Annotated in this window: 20 protein-coding genes and 1 other RNA gene; 8 read left to right on the forward strand and 13 right to left on the reverse strand. The window is 71.0% G+C overall.

What is annotated here, in order from left to right; all coding sequences use genetic code 11:
- Positions 1 to 3 precede the first annotated feature (3 nt).
- Together D3273_RS16610 and D3273_RS16615 are read right to left on the reverse strand one after the other, a co-directional pair.
- Complete coding sequence (locus tag D3273_RS16610; RefSeq protein WP_129228013.1) at positions 4 to 663, reverse strand: DsbA family protein; 660 nt, start codon at positions 661 to 663, stop codon at positions 4 to 6.
- 138 nt (positions 664 to 801) lie between these two features.
- Complete coding sequence (locus D3273_RS16615; RefSeq protein WP_129228014.1) at positions 802 to 1338, reverse strand: DUF721 domain-containing protein; 537 nt, start codon at positions 1336 to 1338, stop codon at positions 802 to 804.
- A 72-nt stretch (positions 1339 to 1410) separates the two neighbouring features.
- Between D3273_RS16615 and mutY the strand changes: the two genes are divergently transcribed.
- Complete coding sequence (gene mutY / locus D3273_RS16620) at positions 1411 to 2511, forward strand: A/G-specific adenine glycosylase (protein WP_129228015.1); 1101 nt, start codon at positions 1411 to 1413, stop codon at positions 2509 to 2511.
- Here the strand turns inward: mutY and D3273_RS16625 are convergent.
- From D3273_RS16625 to D3273_RS28310, 5 genes are all read right to left on the reverse strand, one after another.
- Complete coding sequence (locus D3273_RS16625) at positions 2458 to 2652, reverse strand: hypothetical protein (RefSeq protein WP_129228016.1); 195 nt, start codon at positions 2650 to 2652, stop codon at positions 2458 to 2460. The two genes, mutY and D3273_RS16625, sit on opposite strands and share 54 nt — an antisense overlap.
- Before the next feature lie 322 nt (positions 2653 to 2974).
- A complete protein-coding gene (locus D3273_RS16630; RefSeq protein ID WP_245501219.1) occupies positions 2975 to 3814 on the reverse strand; it encodes an RMD1 family protein in 840 nt (279 codons plus the stop codon).
- 141 nt (positions 3815 to 3955) lie between these two features.
- A complete protein-coding gene (locus D3273_RS16635; protein WP_129228018.1) occupies positions 3956 to 4918 on the reverse strand; it encodes a bifunctional riboflavin kinase/FAD synthetase in 963 nt (320 codons plus the stop codon).
- A gap of 119 nt (positions 4919 to 5037) precedes the next feature.
- Positions 5038 to 7347: a putative bifunctional diguanylate cyclase/phosphodiesterase gene (locus D3273_RS16640; RefSeq protein WP_245501220.1), complete on the reverse strand. Its 2310-nt coding sequence runs from the start codon at positions 7345 to 7347 to the stop codon at positions 5038 to 5040.
- Positions 7348 to 7399: 52 nt separating this feature from the next.
- Positions 7400 to 7564: a hypothetical protein gene (locus D3273_RS28310; RefSeq protein ID WP_165359528.1), complete on the reverse strand. Its 165-nt coding sequence runs from the start codon at positions 7562 to 7564 to the stop codon at positions 7400 to 7402.
- Between the two features lie 230 nt (positions 7565 to 7794).
- Here D3273_RS28310 and selD point away from each other — a divergent pair, with 230 nt between their 5' ends.
- From selD to D3273_RS28315, 4 genes are all read left to right on the forward strand, one after another.
- Complete coding sequence (gene selD, locus D3273_RS16645; protein ID WP_129228019.1) at positions 7795 to 8838, forward strand: selenide, water dikinase SelD; 1044 nt, start codon at positions 7795 to 7797, stop codon at positions 8836 to 8838.
- A 21-nt stretch (positions 8839 to 8859) separates the two neighbouring features.
- Complete coding sequence (locus D3273_RS16650) at positions 8860 to 9741, forward strand: putative selenate ABC transporter substrate-binding protein (RefSeq protein WP_129228020.1); 882 nt, start codon at positions 8860 to 8862, stop codon at positions 9739 to 9741.
- Positions 9742 to 9746: 5 nt separating this feature from the next.
- Entirely contained in the window at positions 9747 to 10409 is a 663-nt protein-coding gene (locus tag D3273_RS16655) for an ATP-binding cassette domain-containing protein (RefSeq protein WP_129228021.1), read from the forward strand.
- 72 nt (positions 10410 to 10481) lie between these two features.
- Complete coding sequence (locus D3273_RS28315; protein ID WP_165359529.1) at positions 10482 to 12056, forward strand: PhnE/PtxC family ABC transporter permease; 1575 nt, start codon at positions 10482 to 10484, stop codon at positions 12054 to 12056.
- A gap of 172 nt (positions 12057 to 12228) precedes the next feature.
- Here the strand turns inward: D3273_RS28315 and D3273_RS16665 are convergent, their stop codons facing one another.
- Positions 12229 to 12519, reverse strand: coding sequence for a hypothetical protein (locus D3273_RS16665; RefSeq protein ID WP_129228022.1), 291 nt, complete (start codon positions 12517 to 12519; stop codon positions 12229 to 12231).
- Between the two features lie 99 nt (positions 12520 to 12618).
- On the opposite strand from D3273_RS16665, the gene D3273_RS16670 reads away from it, so the two are divergent.
- Entirely contained in the window at positions 12619 to 12810 is a 192-nt protein-coding gene (locus D3273_RS16670) for a hypothetical protein (protein ID WP_129228023.1), read from the forward strand.
- A 54-nt stretch (positions 12811 to 12864) separates the two neighbouring features.
- Here D3273_RS16670 and recR read toward each other — a convergent pair whose 3' ends face one another.
- The 4 genes from recR to ffs form a co-directional block, all read right to left on the reverse strand.
- Entirely contained in the window at positions 12865 to 13470 is a 606-nt protein-coding gene (gene recR / locus D3273_RS16675) for a recombination mediator RecR (RefSeq protein WP_129228024.1), read from the reverse strand.
- A 129-nt stretch (positions 13471 to 13599) separates the two neighbouring features.
- A complete protein-coding gene (locus D3273_RS16680) occupies positions 13600 to 13923 on the reverse strand; it encodes a YbaB/EbfC family nucleoid-associated protein (RefSeq protein ID WP_129228025.1) in 324 nt (107 codons plus the stop codon).
- A 13-nt stretch (positions 13924 to 13936) separates the two neighbouring features.
- A complete protein-coding gene (locus D3273_RS16685) occupies positions 13937 to 15778 on the reverse strand; it encodes a DNA polymerase III subunit gamma/tau (RefSeq protein WP_428977787.1) in 1842 nt (613 codons plus the stop codon).
- A 76-nt stretch (positions 15779 to 15854) separates the two neighbouring features.
- Positions 15855 to 15951: signal recognition particle sRNA small type (ffs, locus tag D3273_RS16690), an RNA gene on the reverse strand.
- A gap of 527 nt (positions 15952 to 16478) precedes the next feature.
- Here ffs and D3273_RS16695 point away from each other — a divergent pair.
- Positions 16479 to 16952, forward strand: coding sequence for a hypothetical protein (locus tag D3273_RS16695; RefSeq protein WP_129228026.1), 474 nt, complete (start codon positions 16479 to 16481; stop codon positions 16950 to 16952).
- 37 nt (positions 16953 to 16989) lie between these two features.
- Here D3273_RS16695 and D3273_RS16700 read toward each other — a convergent pair whose 3' ends face one another.
- Complete coding sequence (locus tag D3273_RS16700) at positions 16990 to 17676, reverse strand: hypothetical protein (protein WP_129228027.1); 687 nt, start codon at positions 17674 to 17676, stop codon at positions 16990 to 16992.
- Between the two features lie 448 nt (positions 17677 to 18124).
- Between D3273_RS16700 and D3273_RS16705 the strand changes: the two genes are divergently transcribed.
- Entirely contained in the window at positions 18125 to 18871 is a 747-nt protein-coding gene (locus D3273_RS16705) for an SDR family oxidoreductase (RefSeq protein WP_129228028.1), read from the forward strand.
- Positions 18872 to 18888 lie beyond the last annotated feature (17 nt).

Raw genomic sequence — 18888 nt, forward strand, 5'->3', positions numbered from 1 at the left:
GGATCAGCTCTTGACGAGCGGCTCCAGGATCTTGTCGAGGTCCCCGACGCTCAGCTCGCCGGGATGCTTCACGCCGTTGATGAAGAAGGTCGGCGTGGCGTCGACGTGGAACTCCTTGCCGGCCGCGTCGCGCTCGGCGTTGACCTTGTTGTAGAGCGCCTGGTCCTTCAGGCAGGCTTCGAAGGCGTCGTGGGTGATGCCGGCCTGCTTGACGGTGTTCTCCAGCGCTTCCACGGGCTTGTCGACGAAGGCCCAGTTCTTCTGCTGGTCGAACAGCAGGTCGGTGATGGCGTTGCGCTTGTCCGGCCCGGCGCAGCGGCCCAGCATGAAGCCCGCCGTGGCGAGCGGGTCGAGCGGGAACTCGCGCAGCACGAACCGGACCTTGCCGGTGTCGATATATTTGGACTTCAGGGTCGGCCAGGATTCGGCGTGGAAGGCCGCGCAATGCGTGCAGGTCATGGACGCATATTCGATCATGGTGACGGGCGCGTCCTTCGAGCCCATCCACAGGTCGGGCAACGGCGGCTCGGCCATCAGCTGGGCGACCGGCACGGTCTGGTCGGCGGCGGAAGCGGGCGCCGCTGCGGCGAGGCCCGCCAGCCCGGTCAGGGCTGCGGCGAGGGCCAGGACGGCGCGACGGCGGGGAAGGACGGGACCGCGCATGGGAACCTTTCGAGGCTGGCGACGGCGCCGTCGCGGGAACTGAGCCGTCTTTAATGCAGATCGGGGCGGGAGGAAATCCGCCGCTCGCGCCGCATCCGCGCGACCGCCCCGCGAGGCGGCGTCCGGCGAAACGCGGCCTCAGCGCGCTTTCAGGCTGCGCGCCCCGAGCCGCACCAGCGCGTCGCGCAGGCCCTCGTCGTCGATGCCGCCCGTGAGGTCGCGCGCCGCCGCGATCGCGGCCGGCTTCGGCGGCGGGGTGGGCGCCGCCCGGGCGGGCCGGCCCGCCAGGGGCGCCTGGCGCAGCGCCAGCTTGCCGATGCAGCGCCAGCCGAGATGGGCGTTGATGCGTTCGATGAGCAGCGGCGCGAGGTGCTGCAGTTCGAGCGCGAAGGCACCCTCCACGCGCACCACCAGGGTGGCGGGCGGGCGCCCGCCGCCGGGCTCGGGCGGGTCGTCGGCGCCGGGTTTCGGCATCTTCGAGGACGCGCCCTTGCGGGGCCATTTGATCTCGACCGGCTCGGCGAAGGCGGCGACGCGGGGGCCGGCGATGTCGGCCCAGCCCGACACGATGTCGACCTCGCCGAAGCCGAACCGGGCCAGCGACGGCGCGATGCAGCCGTCGACCCAGTCGGCCAGCGGCCGCCCGCCGTATCTCGTCCGCCCCGCCCCGGCCATCCCCGCGCTTCCCTCGCCCAGTCGGGGCTGTTAGCCCTCGGGTCCCCGCCGCCCGGACCTTACCGGAAACCCATGCCCGCGTCCCCCGCCGTCACCGCCGCGCTGCTCAGCTGGTACGACCGCCACCGCCGCGCCCTGCCGTGGCGCGCGGTGGGCGGGGCCGAGCCCGACCCCTACGCGGTGTGGCTGTCCGAGGTGATGCTGCAGCAGACCACGGTGGCCGCCGTGAAGGGCTTCTACGCCCGCTTCCTCGCCCTGTGGCCGGACGTCGCCGCGCTGGCGGCGGCGCCGCGCGAAGCGGTGCTGAAGGAATGGGCCGGCCTCGGCTACTACGCCCGCGCCCGCAACCTCCACGATTGCGCGGCCGCCGTCGTCGAGCGCCACGGCGGGCGCTTCCCCCGGACGGAAACGGAGCTGCGCGCCCTGCCCGGCATCGGCGACTACACGGCCGCCGCGGTGGCGGCGATCGCGTTCGGCGAGGTCGCCACCGTGGTCGACGGCAACGTCGAGCGGGTGATGACGCGGCTGCACGCGGTCGAAACGCCGGTGCCGGCGGCCCGGCCGGAGATCCGGCGGCTGACGGCGGCGCTGGTGCCCCGCGCCCGGCCGGGCGACTTCGCCCAGGCGACGATGGACCTCGGCGCCACGATCTGCACGCCGCGGTCGCCGGCCTGCGCGATCTGCCCGCTGACGGCGTCCTGCGCCGCGCGCGCCGCCGGCACCCAGGCGCTCTACCCGCGCAAGCTGCCCAGGAAGGCGGTCCCGCGCCGCTTCGGCGCCATGGCGGTGGTGGAGCGGGCGGACGGGGCCGTGCTGGTTCGCACCCGGCCCTCGAAGGGGCTGCTCGGCGGCATGACGGAATTCTTCGGTTCGGACTGGGGGCCCGCCGCGCCGGCCGCGTCGGAGATGGCCGAGGCCAGCGGGGCCGCGCTGGAGCGCGTCGGGCAGGTCGAACACGTCTTCACGCATTTCGCGCTGACGCTCGACGTGTACCGGGGGCGCTCGCGGTCGGGGGCTGCGCCGGAAGGATGCCGGTGGGTGGGGCCGGCGCAACTCGCCCGCGAGCCGATCCCCAACGCCTTCGCGAAGGTGTGGGATGCCGCGGCGGGCGGGACGGCCTCAGCCGTCGTCCCGGTCGCGGCGGACGGCCTGGGTCTCGTAGGCCTCGAATGAACCGATCAGCAGCGTCGCCGACAGGGCGAAGACCGCGAGGCAGACGCCCGACAGCGTCCCGCTCATCGGCGTGACGTGGCCGAACCCCAACGCGGCGGAACCGACGCAGAGCGCCGCCAAGGCCATCATCCAACGCAGCATGGAAAGAACTCCGCGGGCCTCGCCCGTCGCGGTCTGTCCTATCCGCAATGCGGCTGATCGGACAGAGTTCCACGCGCTATACCTGGTTTTATCGTCTACGCGATGTTAAGCGGTCGCGTTCATACGGTTGTCATCGATTGCTTATAGAATTGGCAGAATGCCCGATCTCAGACAGGCCCGTCTGATCTGTCTTTCATCACACCCTGCCTGCCGAGGCGGCAGCATTTCGCGGCATCCGTCCGACGGCTCGGCCACGCGGATGTCGGCTTCGCCCGAACGCCGCGCGGGCTCGTGACCCGGCTCCATCGGTTCGCAGCGCGGATCAGGCGTGACGGAAGAAGACCATCTGGGCGAGGGTGAGCAGGATCTCGGTGACGATCAGCGCCACGACGGCGATCTCGAGCCCCGTGGTGCGGTCCGCCTCGATGACGTCGGTCAGCGCGCGGGCGGTCTCGACGATGACGTCGAGCTTGCGCTTCAGCGCGGTGGTGCGCTCCTTCAGCTCGTATTCGTCCTCGACGCGCGCGTAGAGCCGCTCGAGGTCGGGCCGGTCCCAAAGGACGTCGGGCTTCTCCTCCACGGCGACGCGGCCGGACAGGCGGTGCTGGACGAGCAGCGCCTGTCCGATCAGCCGCAGCATGGCGCGTCGCGTGCCGGGCGGGCGGCCGGTGCGCGACAGGCCCAGCGCGAAGGGCTCGATCACGTCGAGCACGGCGTTGACTTCGCGCTCGTCGCGCGCGAGCGACACCGACTTGGCGAGGGCGTCGGCGAGCACGAGCAGCCGCGCGGCCGACAGGTCGCGCACCTGGATGGGGCCGCCCGGCGACACCTGGTCCGCCCCCTCGGGCGCCACTTCGAGCACGGCCGTCTCGTCGTCGACGCGCTCGCGCTCGCCCGACACGCGCGGGCGGATCTGGCGCAGCACGTCGTCCTCCTCCAGCGGCGTCAGCCCCACCAGAACGGCGACGCCGAAGCGGTACAGCGCCACGAAGCCGGTGGGGCCGACCGAGAAGGCGAGCGGGTTGGTCGACAGCGTGTCGGGCCGCTCCAGCCCCGCGGCGTCGAGCCGGGCGCCGAGCGCCAGGGCGCGGAGCGTGACGCGATGGACGATGGGCTTCGGGACCGTGAGGGCGACGTCGGACATGGCGGGGTTGTAGCCCATCGGGCGACCCGGGGCACGCCCGGCGAAGCCGGCGGCTCGCGGGGCGCCCTAAGCAGGATCGCGTGGGCTCGCCCACGCGATCCTGCCATTTTTCCCTGTGAAGAGGAGCAGACATTCGTGGGCCAACCCACGAATGTCTGCTTAGCCCGCCAGCATCGACCGCGCTTCCGCGGCGTCGAGGTTCATGCGCACCACCAGCGCGTCGGCGGAGTCGAACCGTTCCTCGCCGCGGATCCAGCCGACGAAATCCACCTCGATGTCCTGCCCGTACAGGTCGCCGGAAAAGTCGAACAGGAAGGATTCCAGCAGCGGCGCGCCGTTGTCGAAGGTCGGGCGGCGGCCGTAGGACGCGACCCCGCCGTATTCGCCCGAGGAGGTGCGGACCTTCACGGCATAGATGCCGTGGGCGAGCCTGGCGGCAGGGTCGAGGCGGAGGTTGGCGGTCGGGAAGCCCAGCGTGCGGCCGAGCTTCTCGCCGTGCACCACCTGCCCCAGCACGAAATGGTGCCGGCCCAGCAGCGTCGCGGCGCGCGACACGTCGCCGGCTTCCAGCGCCCGGCGGACCGCGGTCGACGACACGGCGGCGAGGTCGCCCCGCGCGTCCGCCACGATCTTGTCGATCACCGCCACGGCGAAGCCGTGCCGCACCCCGGCGTCGACGAGGTAGGCCGGCGTGCCCGCCCGCCCCTTGCCGAAGTGGAAGTCGTAGCCCACCACGGCGGCCGCGATGCCGAGGCGGCGCACCAGCACGTCGGCGACGAAGTCCTCGGCGCCCAGCGACGCGAAGCCCGAATCGAAGCTGCGCACCACCATGCCGTCCACCGTGCCGAGCCGGCTTAGCGCCAACGCCTTGGCGGCCGGCGGCGTGATGCGGAAGATGGTCGGCACGCCGGCGAAATAGTCGCCCGGATGCGGCTCGAAGGTCAGCACCGCCGTGGGTCGCCCGAGTTCGGCCGCCAGCGCCCGCGCCCGCCCGATCACGGCCTGGTGGCCGCGATGCACGCCGTCGAAATTGCCGATCGCCACCACGGCCCCTGCGAGCCCCGCGGGCGGGCTCTCGGGATCCTCGGCGACGATGAAATGGGGAGGGAGCGGCGCGATCAATCGGTGAACCGGGACGGGGGCGACGCGTGGCTTCTACCGCATTTCCGCGCCCCGGCACCACCACCTTGCGGGCCGTCGCGGGTTCGTGGCCGGCCGGCCCTCCCGGTGACGGCCGCCCGTCAGGCGGCCCGGCCCGGCCCGGCCTCGCCGAGGCCGAGCTGGTCGGCCGCCAGCGGACGGCTGAACAGGTAGCCCTGCAGCTCCTCGCAGCCGGTCAGGCGGAGCTGTTCCGCCTGCTCGGTCGTTTCGACGCCCTCGGCCGTGATGGTCATGCCGAGCCCCTTGGCGATGTCGCGGATGGCGCGGACGATGACGCGGTTGTCGTCGCGCGACGTCAGGTCCTGGACGAAGGAGCGGTCGATCTTGATCTTGTTGAACGGGAAGCGGCGCAGGTAGCTCAGCGACGAATAGCCGGTGCCGAAGTCGTCGAGCGCCACCCGCACCCCCATGGCGCGGATCTGGCGCAGGATGTCGAGCGCCGCGTCGGCGTCGTCGATCAGCACCGTTTCGGTCACCTCCACTTCGAGCCGCCACGGCGCCAGGCCCGAGCGGGTCAGCGCTTCCAGGATGGTGCCCGGGAGCGAGCGGTCCCGGAACTGCAGCGGCGACACGTTGACGGACACGCGCTGCCCGGCCTCCCAGCGCGCCGCTTCGGCGCAGGCCCGCTCGATCACCCAGGCGCCGATCGGCCCGATGAGCCCCTGCTCCTCGGCGAGCGGGACGAAGTCGGCGGGCGACACCAGGCCGCGCACCGGGTGCCGCCAGCGGATCAGCGCCTCGCACCCCGTGACGGCGCCCCCTTCGGCGCTGACGTAGGGCTGGAAGTGCAGCACGAACTCGTCGCGGCCCAGCGCGCCGCGCAGGTCCTGCACGAGGCGCTCGCGCTCCTGCAGCTTGCGGTCCATCTCGGGCTCGAAGAACCGCACCGTGCCGCGCCCCTCGGCCTTGGCGCGGTAGAGCGCCGCGTCGGCGCTCTTGAGCAGGGCGTCCTCCGTGTCGCCGTCCGTCGGCGCGAAGGCCACGCCGACGCTGACGCCGACCGTCACGCCTTCGCCCAGTACCAGGAAGGGCTCGGCCAGCCGCGCGACGACCTGCCGGCACAGGGCCTCGACGGCCCCGAGCCCGGACGGCCGCTCGACCAGCACGACGAACTCGTCGCCGCCGAAGCGCGCCACCAGCGCGTCCGGCCCGACGGCCGCGCGCAGCCGCTCCGCCACCGCGACCAGCAGCGCGTCGCCGACGGGATGGCCGTAGCGGTCGTTGACGGGCTTGAACCCGTCGAGGTCGAGGGACACCACCGCGGCGCCGGCACGCTCGGGGCGGAGCAGCGCGCGGGCCAGCGCGGCACAGAACGACGCGCGGTTCGGCAGGTCGGTCAGGGCGTCGTGGTGGGCAAGGTGCTCCACCCGGGCCTGGGCGAGCCGCGTTTCGGTGATGTCCCCGGCGACGCCGCGGTATCCCGCGAAGGCGCCGCTCCCGTCGACGGTGGGCCGCCCGGACAGGGTCCACCAGCGCGGCTCGATCCCGGCGCGGAGCGGCACCACGAGGTCGCGGAAGGGGCGACGCGCGGCGACGTGGCGCCCGAGTTCCGCGAGCGCCACGGCGTTGCCGGGCGTCGCGGGATCGGCGAGCAGGTCGTCCAGCGCCCGGCCCGCGATGGCGTGCGCGGGACGGGCCAGGACCTGGGCGAAGCGCGCCGAAGGGTCGCGAAGCCGGGATCGCGCGTCGGTTTCCCACAGCCAGTCGCTCGTCTGCTCCTCGAAGTCCCGGAGGAGCAGGCCGATCAGGTCGCCCTGGCGCTCGAGATCGAGCCTCTGGCGCACCCCGGCGGCGAAGAGCCCGGCCTGCTGGCGCGCGTTGCGCAGGGCGAGCACGCAGCCCGAAGCGAACATGGCGGCGAGGCACAGGTGCCACAGGCTGTGCCCGCCGGCCAGGATCCCGCCGACCGACAGCGCGAGGGTGACGCCCACGAAGGCGACCGCGGCCGGGAACACGGCGGCGAAGACGATGCTGCCGCCCCAGAACACGCCGGTCAGCAGGCACACCACCGTGGCGAGCGCCAGGCCCGTGGCGTGGGCCAGGATCCACGCCAGGGCGCCGTTGAGGAGGAGGGCTGCGAGCACGGCATCGACGACGCTCCGGCGCGGCGAACGCCGGTTGAAGGGATGGTCGGGTTCCCGCATCGCGCGGTTCAGCAGCAGCACCCGGTGGAGGGACAGCACCAGCAGGACCGCGCACCACGCCACGAGCCCGACGCCGACCTCCCGCCACAGCGAAAGCGTCATCACCACCGCACAGGCGGCGTTGGCCCCGAGCATGGCCGGGCTGAAGCGGGTGACGGTGGCGAGCTGGAGGATGCGGACATGCTCCGCATCGGCATCGGCCGTGGGGTGGGCACCGGCATCGCTCGGGCGCATGGACTTCGGCATCGGCGGGATCGCTTCGGGCGGCAGGCGAAGGGCGGGCGGGCGGCGGGGTGCCTCAGGACTCGTGGTCGACGCCGGCCACGCGGACGCCGGTCGAGGTCGAGCGCGGCATCGGGGCTGCCCGGACAGGAGCCGGCGACGCCGGCTGCGGAAGGTCGGCCGCGGCGGCGGCCGAAGAGAAAGCGACGGCGACGAGGGCCACCAGCGACGAGCGCGACATCGAACAGGACCTTTGAGCGGAGCCACCGGGGCCGATGGCTCCACCCTGGGCGGAAACTCCATGACGTCGTATGAAGCCCGCGCCGCCCTGGCGCCCATGCCGCACCCGTGAACAGGGTGAAACTGCGCCATGCTGAATCGAGTCTGATCGACCCCGGCCGCCGCCGGCTTCACCGCCGCCCCGATCTCCCCTATTATCGCGTCCCGACTTCGCCTTTGGGGGAAAGCGCCATGGACGCCCCGTTCCGCCTGACGTCGCTCGCCCACGGCGGCGGCTGCGGCTGCAAGCTGGCCCCCTCCGTCCTGCGGGACATCCTGGCGAAGATGCCGGAGGCCAGGCCCTACGCCGCCATGATGGTCGGCATCGAGACCGGCGACGACGCCGCCGTGTACCGGCTGAACGACGCCCAGGCGCTCATCGCCACCACCGACTTCTTCACCCCCATCGTCGACGACCCGCGCGACTTCGGCCGCATCGCCGCGACCAACGCCCTGTCGGACGTCTACGCCATGGGCGGCACGCCCATCTTCGCCTTGGCGGTGGTGGGCATGCCGATCGACAAGCTGCCGGTCGAAACCATCCAGGAGATCCTCGGCGGCGGCGCCTCGGTCTGCGCCGACATCGGCATCCCGGTGGCGGGGGGGCATTCCATCGACACGCCCGAGCCCGTCTACGGCCTCGTGGCGCTGGGCCTGGTCCATCCGGACCGGGTGCTGCGCAACGTGGGCGCGAAGCCGGGCGACAGGCTGGTGCTCACCAAGGGGCTCGGCGTCGGCATCCAGGGCGCCGCGCTGAAGCGCGGCGCCCTGTCGGACGAGGGGTATGCCGCCATGGTGGCCTCCACCACGCAGGTCAACGTGCTGGGTGCCGACATGCCGGCGCTGCCCGGCGTCCGCGCCATGACGGACGTCACCGGCTTCGGCCTGCTCGGCCACGCGCTGGAGATGGTGCGCGGCTCCGGCCTCGGCCTGTCGATCGACTTCGCGGCCCTGCCGCTGCTCGACGGGGTCGCCGACCTCGCCGCCGCGGGGATCAGGACCGGAGCCTCGACGCGCAACTGGGCGAGCTTCGGCGCCGAGGTGAAGCTCGGGCCGGCCCTCCCCGCCTGGGGGCGCGACCTCCTGTGCGACCCGCAGACGAGCGGCGGCCTGCTCGTGGCGGTGTCGCCCGACGGCCTCGAGGCCGTGCTGGCCAAGGCCCGCGAGCGCGGCTTCGGCCGCGCGTCCGTCATCGGCACCTTCAACGCGGGCGACGCCACCGTCACGGTCGCCTGACACCCTGGGACACATGCCACGATGAAGCTCGCAGCCCAGTTCACGATCGCCGCCGCGCTGCTGGGCTTCGCCCAGGCGGCCGCGGCGGCACCGGCCGCCGACAAGCCGGCCTTCGTGTTCACCGCCATCCCCGACCAAGACGAGACGCGCCTCGCCGAACGCTTCGGCAAGGTCGCCGCCTACCTCGAAGGGAAGCTCGGCGTGCCGGTGCGCTACGTCCCGGTGAAGAGCTACCCGGCGGCGGTGACCAGCTTCGTCAACGGCGACGTGCAGCTCGCCTGGTTCGGCGGCATCACCGGCGTGCAGGCCCGCGCCAAGGTGCCGGGCTCCCAGGCCATCGCCCAGGGCGCCGAGGACACCGCCTTCAAGAGCTACATGATCGCCAACGCCGCCACCGGGCTGAAGAGCGCGCCCGACATCCAGAAGGCCATCGCGGGCCACACCTTCACGTTCGGCGCCCGCACGTCGACATCGGGCCGCGTGATGCCGGAATACTACCTTCGCCGGACGTTCGACGACAAGGCGCCCGAGCAGGTCTTCCCCCGCGTCGGCTTCTCGGGCGACCATTCGCGCACGATCCAGCTCGTGCAGTCCGGCGCCTACGACGTCGGCGTGGTCGACTATTCGGTGTGGGACCTCGACCGGAAGGCCGGGGTGGTCGACGAGTCCAAGGTGTCGGTGATCTGGCAGTCGCCGCCCTTCCCCGACTACCAGTGGACGATCCGCGGCGACGCGGACGCCACCTTCGGGGCCGGCTTTACCCAGAAGGTGAAGGACACGCTGGTCGGCATCGCCGATCCCGCCATCCTGGCCCCCTTCGGCCGTTCGAAGTTCGTCCCCGCCGACAACGCCGAATACGCCCCGGTCGAGGTGGTCGCCAAGGCAGCCGGCCTCCTGAACTGACCCCCATGGCCGAGGCCGCGATCCACCTCCGGGAACCGGCCGTCGGCTACGCGGGCCGCGTCGTGCTGCGCGACATCGACCTGACGATCCTGGCCGGCGAGCGTGTGGCGCTGCTCGGACGCTCGGGTGCCGGCAAGTCGACGCTGCTGAACCTCGTCTACGCCCGGGCGGGGGGCCGCGCCGCCCTGGTGCCGCAGGGCGCCGCCCTGGTGCGGACGCTGAGCGTGTTCCACAACGTCTACATGGGCCGGCTCGACCGCCACTCCGCCCTGTTCAACCTGCGCAACCTCGTGTGGCCCGTCGGGGCCGAGGTGGAAGCGGTGCGGGCCGTGCTGCGGGACGTGGACCTCGAGCCCGAAATCTTCCGCCCCGCCGGCGAACTGTCGGGGGGACAGCAGCAGCGCGTGTCGGTGGCGCGGGCCCTCCACAACGGCCGGCCCATCGCGGTCGGCGACGAGCCGGTGTCGGCGCTCGATCCCGTGCAGGGCGCGGCCGTGCTGGGGCGGCTCGCGGCACGGCACGAAACGCTGGTGCTGGCGCTGCACGACGTGCGCCTGGCGCTGGCCCACGCGACGCGCATCCTGGCCCTCGACGGCGGCGCCGTGGCGCTCGACGCCCCTGCGGCGGAGCTGACCCCCGCCGACCTCGCGCGGTTCTACGAGGGGTGACGCGATGGCTGTCGCGGCCGGCCGCGTCGCTCCCCATCCCGAGCGGGGGCCGGAGGTGAGGAGCACCGCGCCATGGTGTGGCGCGTGAGCGTCGCGCCGCTCCGCCCGCCCCTCGACGCGCTGCGCCTGCGCTTCGGCCGCGCGCGGCTCGGCTTCGCCAACACGAGCCTCGCCTTCCTGGTCGGCGGCGCCGTCGCGCTCGCTTGCGGCGACCTCGCCGTCACGGCTTCGCACCCCTGGGGCGAGATGCTGCGCCTGCTGCGCGGCCTCGCCACGCCGGACCTGCTGGCGGTGGACGGCCGGGCGCTGGCCGACACGGTGGCGTTCGCGGTGCTGGGCGTGGGCGCGGGAGGAGCGGCGGGCTTCCTCATGGCGCTGTTCTTTCCGCGGCGGCGCGCCGTGCGGGCGCTCTGCGCCGTCCTGCGCTCGATCCACGAGCTGTTCTGGGCGCTGCTCCTGATGCAGGTGCTGGGGCTCGGGCCGCTGACCGGCGTGCTCGCCATCGCGCTGCCCTACGCGGGCATCTTCGCCAAGGTGTTCTCCGAGATCATCGAGGAGGCGGACCTGTCGGCCCTGCGGGTGCTGCCCGAGCGCACCGGCACGGTGTCGGCCTTCCTGTTCGCCCGCCTGCCCGACCTCGCGGGGCAGTTCGGCCATTACGCGATGTACCGGCTCGAATGCGGGCTGCGCTCCACGCTGGTGCTGGGCTTCATCGGCCTGCCCACGATCGGCTTCGAGCTCGACACCGCCTTCAAGCGGGGCGAGTTCAGCCAGGCCGCGGCGCTGCTGTTCTGCTTCTACGGCCTCGTGGCGACGCGGCGCCTGTGGGCGCGGGGCTGGACCGTGCCGCCCCTCCTCGTCGGGGCCCTGCTGGTGATCCCCGCCGGCCTGCCGGCCGGGCACGTCCTGGACAACCTCGTCCGCTTCGCCACCCGGGATGTCGTGCCGGTGCCGCTGCGCGGGGCCGACCTGTCCACGGCGGCGCCCTGGGACGCCTTCGCCCGCTGGCTCGGCGACCTCCTCGTCCACCAGGTGCTGCCCGGCGCGCTCGACACGCTGATCCTGTCGCAGATCGCGCTCTGCGGCACCGCGATCCTGTCGCTCGTCCTGTTCCCTCTGGTGTGCCGCCGCTTCGCCGGGCGCTTCGGCCGGCCGGTCGGCCGCGCGCTGCTGGTGGTCGTGCGCTCGACGCCCGACTACATGCTGGCCTACGTGCTGCTGCAAACGCTGGGGCCGTCGATGCTGCCCGCCGTGATCGCTCTGACGCTGCACAACGGCGCCGTCGTGGCATACCTGATGGGGCGGCAGGCCGACGCCCTGCCCTACCGGAGCGACGCGCCGCGGGGGCCCGACCTCTATTTCTACGAGACGCTGCCGCGGCTCTACGGCCAGTTCCTCGCCTACGCGCTGTACCGCTGGGAGATCATCCTGCGGGAAAGCGCCATCTTCGGCATCCTCGGGGTGGCGACGCTCGGCTTCTACGTCGACGGCGCCATCTCGGAGCTGCGGCTCGACGTGGCGGTGGTCCTGATCCTGGCCACGGCCGGCCTGTCGATGGCGGTGGACGCGCTGTCGCGGGCGCTGCGCCGCGCGCTGCGCATCGGGACGCTGCCGGTGCGGCTGTCGGCGCCGCCGCGCGAACCGTGATCCGCCACGCGCCTCGGGTCCGACGGCTCCGGGCTGTCGCCGCGGGTCGCGTCACCGCCTCCCTCTCTCCGTCGTTGAAGGCGTCTTCACGCGGTCAGGTCCCTCGATCCGGTCGCGACCTGCCCCGGCGCGCGCAGGACGGCTCCGCCCGAACGCCGCGCCGGGTCGCGTGTCACGCCAGCTCGGCGGCGGCCGGCGCGGGCACCTCGGGCTTGTGCGGCGTTTCGCCGTGCGGGTCGATCCTGCCGAGATGCCCCTTCAGCAGTTCGGACGCTTCGCCCATGGCGCTCAGCGCGTTGCGCAGCGCTTCGATCTTCTGGTGCTCGGTCATGGGCTCTGAATGGCAGGCGGCCGGCACCACGATGCCGAACGTGCCGAAAGCGCCCACGATCTGCACCTTGGCACTGCCGTCGGCGTGGCGGCTGGTTTCGAAGACGGCGTGCTTGATGTTGGTGGGGGTCAAAAGGTCCTCCGTCGGCGGGCTGGCGTCGCGGCGGCCAACCCGGCATGACGGTGGGGAGTTCGCGTGCCGCGACCTCGAAACATTTCGGCAGGGCCGCGCGTGACCAGCAGCACCATCGTCGGCCTCGTGTTCGGCGTCTTCCTGATCGCCTTCGGGGCGGGGCACGCCAACGGGGCCCGGGGGCGGACCATGTTCCCGGCCGCCTGGATCGACGGGCTGGTGCTGGCCTTCGTCGGGCTGAACGTGCTGATCTTCGCCTATTTCGGCTTCGGGCCCGGCCCCGCGCCCTGAGGATCGCCCACGCGAGGATCGATCTGGGCCGGGCGCGAGCGCGCCCTGCCCGCCTCAGAACGCCGTCCGCGACCGGATCGCGGCCGCGAGCGTCCCCTCGTCGAGGTAGTCGAGCTCGCCGCCGACCGGCACGCCGTGGGCGAGGCGCGTGACCTTGACGCCGAGGTGGGACAGCATGTCGGTGACGTAGTGGGCCGTGGTCTGGCCGTCCACGGTGGCGTTGACGGCGATGATGACCTCCCGCACGTCGCCCCCGGCGACGCGCGACACGAGGCCGTGCAGGTTGAGGTCCGCGGGACCGACGCCGTCGAGCGGCGACAGGGTGCCGCCGAGGACGTGGTATCGCCCCTTCACGACGCCGGCCCGCTCCAGCGCCCACAGGTCGCCCACCGTTTCCACGATGACGAGCTGCGCGGCGTCGCGCCGGTTGTCGCCGCAGATCGAGCAGGGCGAGCGCGTGTCGACGGAACCGCAGCTTTCGCAGGTGACGATGCGCTCCTTGGCGACCCGCAGCGCGTCGGCGAGCGGGCTCAGCAGCTCCTCGCGCTTGCGCATGAGGTGCAGGGCCGCGCGACGCGCCGAGCGCGGGCCGTAGCCCGGCAGGCGCGCCAGGAGCTGGATCAGCCGCTCGATCTCGGGGCCGACGACGCGGTCGGGCATGCGGGGTCCTGAATAGCCGGGTGAGATCGGGTTCCGCCGAGCGGACACGCATGGGTCGACCCACGGGTGTCCGCTTCTCCTGGCAGGGAAGACGAGCCGGAGGGCGTGGGTGGGCCTACGCCATCCGGCTCAGAACGGCAGCTTGAAGCCGGGCGGCAAGGGCAGGCCCGCGGTGGCGCCCTTCATCTTCTCTTCCGCCGCGCGGTCGGCCTTGGCGCGCGCGTCCGCGTGGGCGGCGACGAGGAGGTCCTCGAGGATCTCCTTCTCGTCCGGCTTCAACAGCGAGTCGTCGATCGCCACGCCCTTCAGCGTCCCCTTGCCGGTGAGGGTGACGCGCACGAGCCCGCCGCCGGCGGCGCCCTCGACGTCCAGGGCTTCCAGCTCCTTCTGGATGTCGGCGACGCGGCCCTGAAGCTCCTGCGCCTTCTTCATCAGGCCCATGATGTCGGCCATAATCCCCTCCTCCTCAAAGGTCGTCGTCGGTGAAATCGTCCTCGGCATAGCCGATGTCGTCGTCCGGCGCATCGAGCGCCGCCGCGGCGACGGGCGCGGGCGCCACGGGCTCGATCAAGGACCGCACCGCCACGATCTCGGCGCCGGGAAAGGTGTCGAGCAGCAGGCGCACGGTGGGGTCGGCGGCGATGTCGTCCTTCTCGCTGCGGGCCTTGGCGTCGGCGGTTTCGCGGATGGTCGGCGCGCCGCCCCCCGACACCACCGACACCATCCAGCGCACGCCCGTCCATTCGGCGAGGCGGCGACCGAGGTTGGCGGCGGTGTCGCGCGAGCCTTCGGGCGCGAGCTCGAACTCGATGTGGCCGTCCTCGAAACGCACGAGGCGGACGTCGCGTTCGAGCGCGAGCTTGAGCTGGATGTCGCGCCGCGCCTGGGCCAGCGCCACCACGTCGGCGAAAGCGGCGAGCCCGGCGGAGGGCTGGGGCGCCGCGGCCGGCCGCGCCGACGCCATGGGGGCGCCGTGCGGCACCGGGCCGTGGCGCATCGGCGTGCCCACCGCGACGGCCGCGGCCGAGCCCCCGCCCATGCTGGCGATGCGGGGAACCCCGCCCCCGCCGCCGGGGGGCGGCAGCGACGGGGCGCCGTCGCCGGCCGGCAGGGACATCAGCCGCTTCAGCGCCTCGTCGGGCGTGGGCAGGTCGGCCGCGCAGGCGAGGCGCACCAGGACCATGTCGGCGGCCTGGATCGGGCGCGGCGCGTCCTTGACGTCCGCCAAGCCCTTGACGAGGAGCTGCCACGTCCGCGTTAGGATCGGCAGCGACAGCGCCTGCGCGAAGGCGCCGCCGCGGCGCCGCTCCTCCTCGGTCAGGGCCGGGTCCTTGGCGGCGTCCGGCACCAGCTTCAGCCGCGTCACGAGGTGGACGAAGTCGGCCAGGTCGGACACCACGTGGCCGGGGTCGGCGCCGCTGTCGTGCAGCAGCTTCAGCCCCGTCATGGCGTCGGGCAGGCGGCCGCCCATCACGGCCTCGAACAGGTCGATGATGCGGCCCCGGTCGGCCAGGCCCAGCATGGCGCGGACGCCGTCGGCCCCGACATGGGGGCGGCCGGTGGCGGCATGGGCGGCGCCGTGGGCGATGGCCTGGTCGAGCAGCGACAGCGCGTCGCGCACCGAGCCCTCCGCCGCGCGGGCGATGACCACCAGCGCCTCGTCGTCGATCTCGACGCCTTCGCGGGTGCAGATGGACTTCAGGTGCGCCATCATCACGTCGGCCTCGACGCGGCGGAGGTCGAAGCGCTGGCAGCGCGACCTGACCGTCACCGGGACCTTGTCGACCTCGGTGGTGGCGAACAGGAACTTGACGTGGTCCGGCGGCTCCTCGAGCGTCTTCAGCAGGCCGTTGAAGGCCGCCTTGGACAGCATGTGGACCTCGTCGATGATGTACACCTTGGTGCGCGCCATCACGGGGCGGTAGCGCGAGCCCTCGATCAGCTCGCGCACGTCGTCGATGCCGGTGTGGGACGCGGCGTCCATCTCCACGACGTCGACGTGGCGCGACTCGATGATGGCTTGGCAATGCGTGCCGAGGCCGGGCATGCGGATCGTCGGCGCGTCGATGAGGTCGGCGCCCTCGGCGGCGGGCCGGTGATAGTTCAGGGCGCGGGCCATGATGCGCGCCGTGGTGGTCTTGCCGACGCCGCGCACGCCCGACAAGAGGTAGGCCTGGTGGATGCGGCTGAGGTCGAAGGCGTTCGACAGCGTCCGGACCAGCGCCTCCTGGCCGATCAGGTCGTCGAAATGGGTCGGCCGGTACTTGCGGGCGAGGACGCGGTAGTTGTTGTCGGACGACAAGCGGATCCCCTTCGCGCGGACGGCTGACCTGGCCTTCGAGATGGGGACGGGGCCGGCCGAAGCGAAGCCTCGAGGCGGGCAGAGTAGGAGATTGGACGAAGACCCGCTCGGTCCCGTTAGGGCTGCTTCCTTCCGGATCTGACCCGGTTGGCGGGTGAAACGCCCTTCGCCAACCTCCCGGCGCCTATGTGGCAAAGATCGCGGGCGGGCGCAAGGGTGGGGGCTGGAGGCATGGCGCGACCGGGTGGAAGGTGGCCCGGATCGGTGGCCGCCGCGTCCGCCCTCCAACCCGAGCGCCCCGCGCGGGAGAACGGTGTGCCACTCCGGCCCCTCGGTGAGGACCTGCATCGGACTCGGAGCGGTTCGGCCGGTTCCGGGACGGGACCACCCTCCGGCGGACGATCACGGTGCCTCCGAGCGCTGGAGGACCCGGGGCGGGGTCCCTCATGCGTCTTCTTCGCTTTGGGTATACCAAAATCGAACCCTGTTGCAGGGCAGATTGAGGCTTCTATTGTGATTGAGGTGCTGTGGGATCGTCGATTTAATCCATGGTGCACCGACTCAGAAGGGGTAATGCCGCGAGCCGTCTCTAGGTGCTAAATTGCAACGCTAGGTGCATTATTTCCGACTGACTCGTTGAGCCCCTTGCAGTTTCGATCAACCTCCCGTTAGGCTTTTTATGCTCAACCGAGCATCAGAGATAAGCATGCCGAGGAAAGCCTTTCTGATCGCGGCCGCGATCGTATCCTTCTATGCCGGAGGCGCGATTGCTCAGACGGCGACGCAGACAACCGCTCGCATAACGATCATCAACAATCTCCAGTCGTCGACGCTTACTATCGAGAGTTCGACTTGTAGCAGCACCATTGGCTGCACCATTAACCAGAATAGCGCTGTTGCTGGAAAGAATGCGACGGAGTCCGTCGTCACGAAGAGCAGCAGCAGCGGATTCTGGAACCAGGACTGGGGCGGTACTGTCGGAACGACCGACTACGCCTGCCATTTCAACACGTCGATCGACTCTCAGTTCACTGCCGGCGCGTGCCACAATATCACTGCGACGGCATCACAGAAATCTGGACCCGGCGGGACGAGTCACCCCGCCTGCAATGTGACTGTTCAAAATCAGACGTTAGCGGATTGCAGTAACGGCATGGTGACTTTTACAATATCTCAGTAGTTCTGTGTGGAGAAGCAGGCACTATCGCCTGCTGCTCTCACCAGCTAAATATGAGACCACTACTACTTCCCTTGTAACCGAAGTCTCCAGTCCATATCGTGTTCGGGTTCTTATCGAGGTATGACCGCCAGGCTGTCGAGTTGACTGACGTCGATTCAGAGTTGCCTGAGATATTGCCATCGGCAGATTTGAAAAAGGTTTCCGTGTATTTTGCATCGACATTAAGGCTGGCTGCGTCGCTAACCTTGAGAGTTTGATTATCAAATGCATTTGCAAATTCAGCTGCCTGTTGCCCCTGAAAACCTTCTTGCTCAGCTAAAATCTGTCCGTTTGAAAGATTATCTGTTTCGCCTCCGGCTGTCCTAAAGCTGTTCGCAACCATATTCTGGAATGCATAGTAATTTTGCGCTGCTTCTTCGATGGTGTAGCTTTTTTGGTGATATGGATCTTTAGCGAGGGCCACCTCACCAGTCGTCGATTGTGATCCTGTTTTATCACTTGACGCCTTATCGGACGGCGGCGGAGTTGCTTTTGTGCTTGCGGCGGCGGCGATGATGGAGAACATCGTGTCGCCCGAGAGGGTCTTTTGCGAGGTGGTATCGAACGCCGTCGAGTTAGCGGTGGCGAGAAACGAGCTATTGGTCTCCATGGTTGCATCCATGGTCTTCAGCAGCTTCATCGCCGCAACGGACGAGAACCCAGTCGGCACCAGGTCGTTGATCATACCCGTCATCCGATCACCGGCCGACGACCGCATGTCGCGCAGCACTGGGTTGCCCCTATGGTCGGCTTCATACCGAACACGTGGGCCGACCATCGCCTGTCTGGGTTGCCGAACGCTTTACGAAGCCATGGTGATGTAATGCCGCGCAGACGGATCAGACCCGTAAGGCGCAACTTCGTAAGCTTCCATATGGGTGTACCCTAAGCGAAGTGAGGAAGGTGCTTCGCTTTCAATCCCATGACGGGGTACCCGAAGCGAAGTTTTTCAAACGCACCATTCAAAGCGAAGCAGCTTCCAGTCATCGGGCGGAGGCGTCGCGCCAGCTCCTGAACGGACACGCTCGTCCATCCAGCCGGGATCGCGCCACGACCGCCGCGGCTCGGCGGTTTGACAAGCGTCCCGCCCCCTCCTACCCCCGTCCCCCACGAGAAGCTCGGGGGAGGCCAGGATGGCGGGACGTCTGTTGGGCAAGATCGCGCTGGTGACGGCCGCCGGCCAGGGCATCGGGCGCGCCACGGCGCAAGCCTTCCTGGCCGAAGGCGCCCGCGTGGTCGCCACCGACCTCGACCCGGCCAAGCTCGCCGGCCTCGACGGCGCCGACCGCCGCGCCCTCGACGTGCGCTCGACCGAGGCCGTCGAAGCGCTGGCGCGCGACCTCGGCGGGATCGACGTGCTGTTCAACGGCGCGGGCTTCGTCCACCACGGCAGCGTGCTGGAGTGTTCGGAGGCCGACTGGGACTTCTCCTTCGACCTCAACGTCAAGTCCATGCACCGCACGGTCCGGGCGTTCCTGCCGGGCATGCTGGAGCGCGGGGCGGGGTCCATCGTCAACGTGGCGTCGGGCGCGTCCTCGGTTCGGGGCATCCCCAACCGCTACGTCTACGGGACCAGCAAGGCGGCGGTGATCGGCCTGTCGAAGGCGGTGGCGGCCGATTTCATCAAGCGCGGCATCCGCTGCAACGCCATCTGCCCCGGCACGATCGAGAGCCCGTCGCTCGACGACCGCATCGACGCGCTGGCGGCCTCCACGGGCCAGACGCGGGCCGCCGTCCACCAGGCCTTCGTCGACCGCCAGCCGATGGGCCGCCTCGGCACCGCGGGGGAGGTCGCCATGCTGGCGGTCTACCTGGCGTCGGACGAGTCGCGCTACACGACGGGGACCATCCACCTCGTCGACGGCGGCTTCTCGCTCTGACGCTCACCCGGAACCGC

It is taken from the genome of Lichenibacterium minor (assembly GCF_004137685.1).
Classification (GTDB): domain Bacteria; phylum Pseudomonadota; class Alphaproteobacteria; order Rhizobiales; family Beijerinckiaceae; genus Lichenihabitans; species Lichenihabitans minor.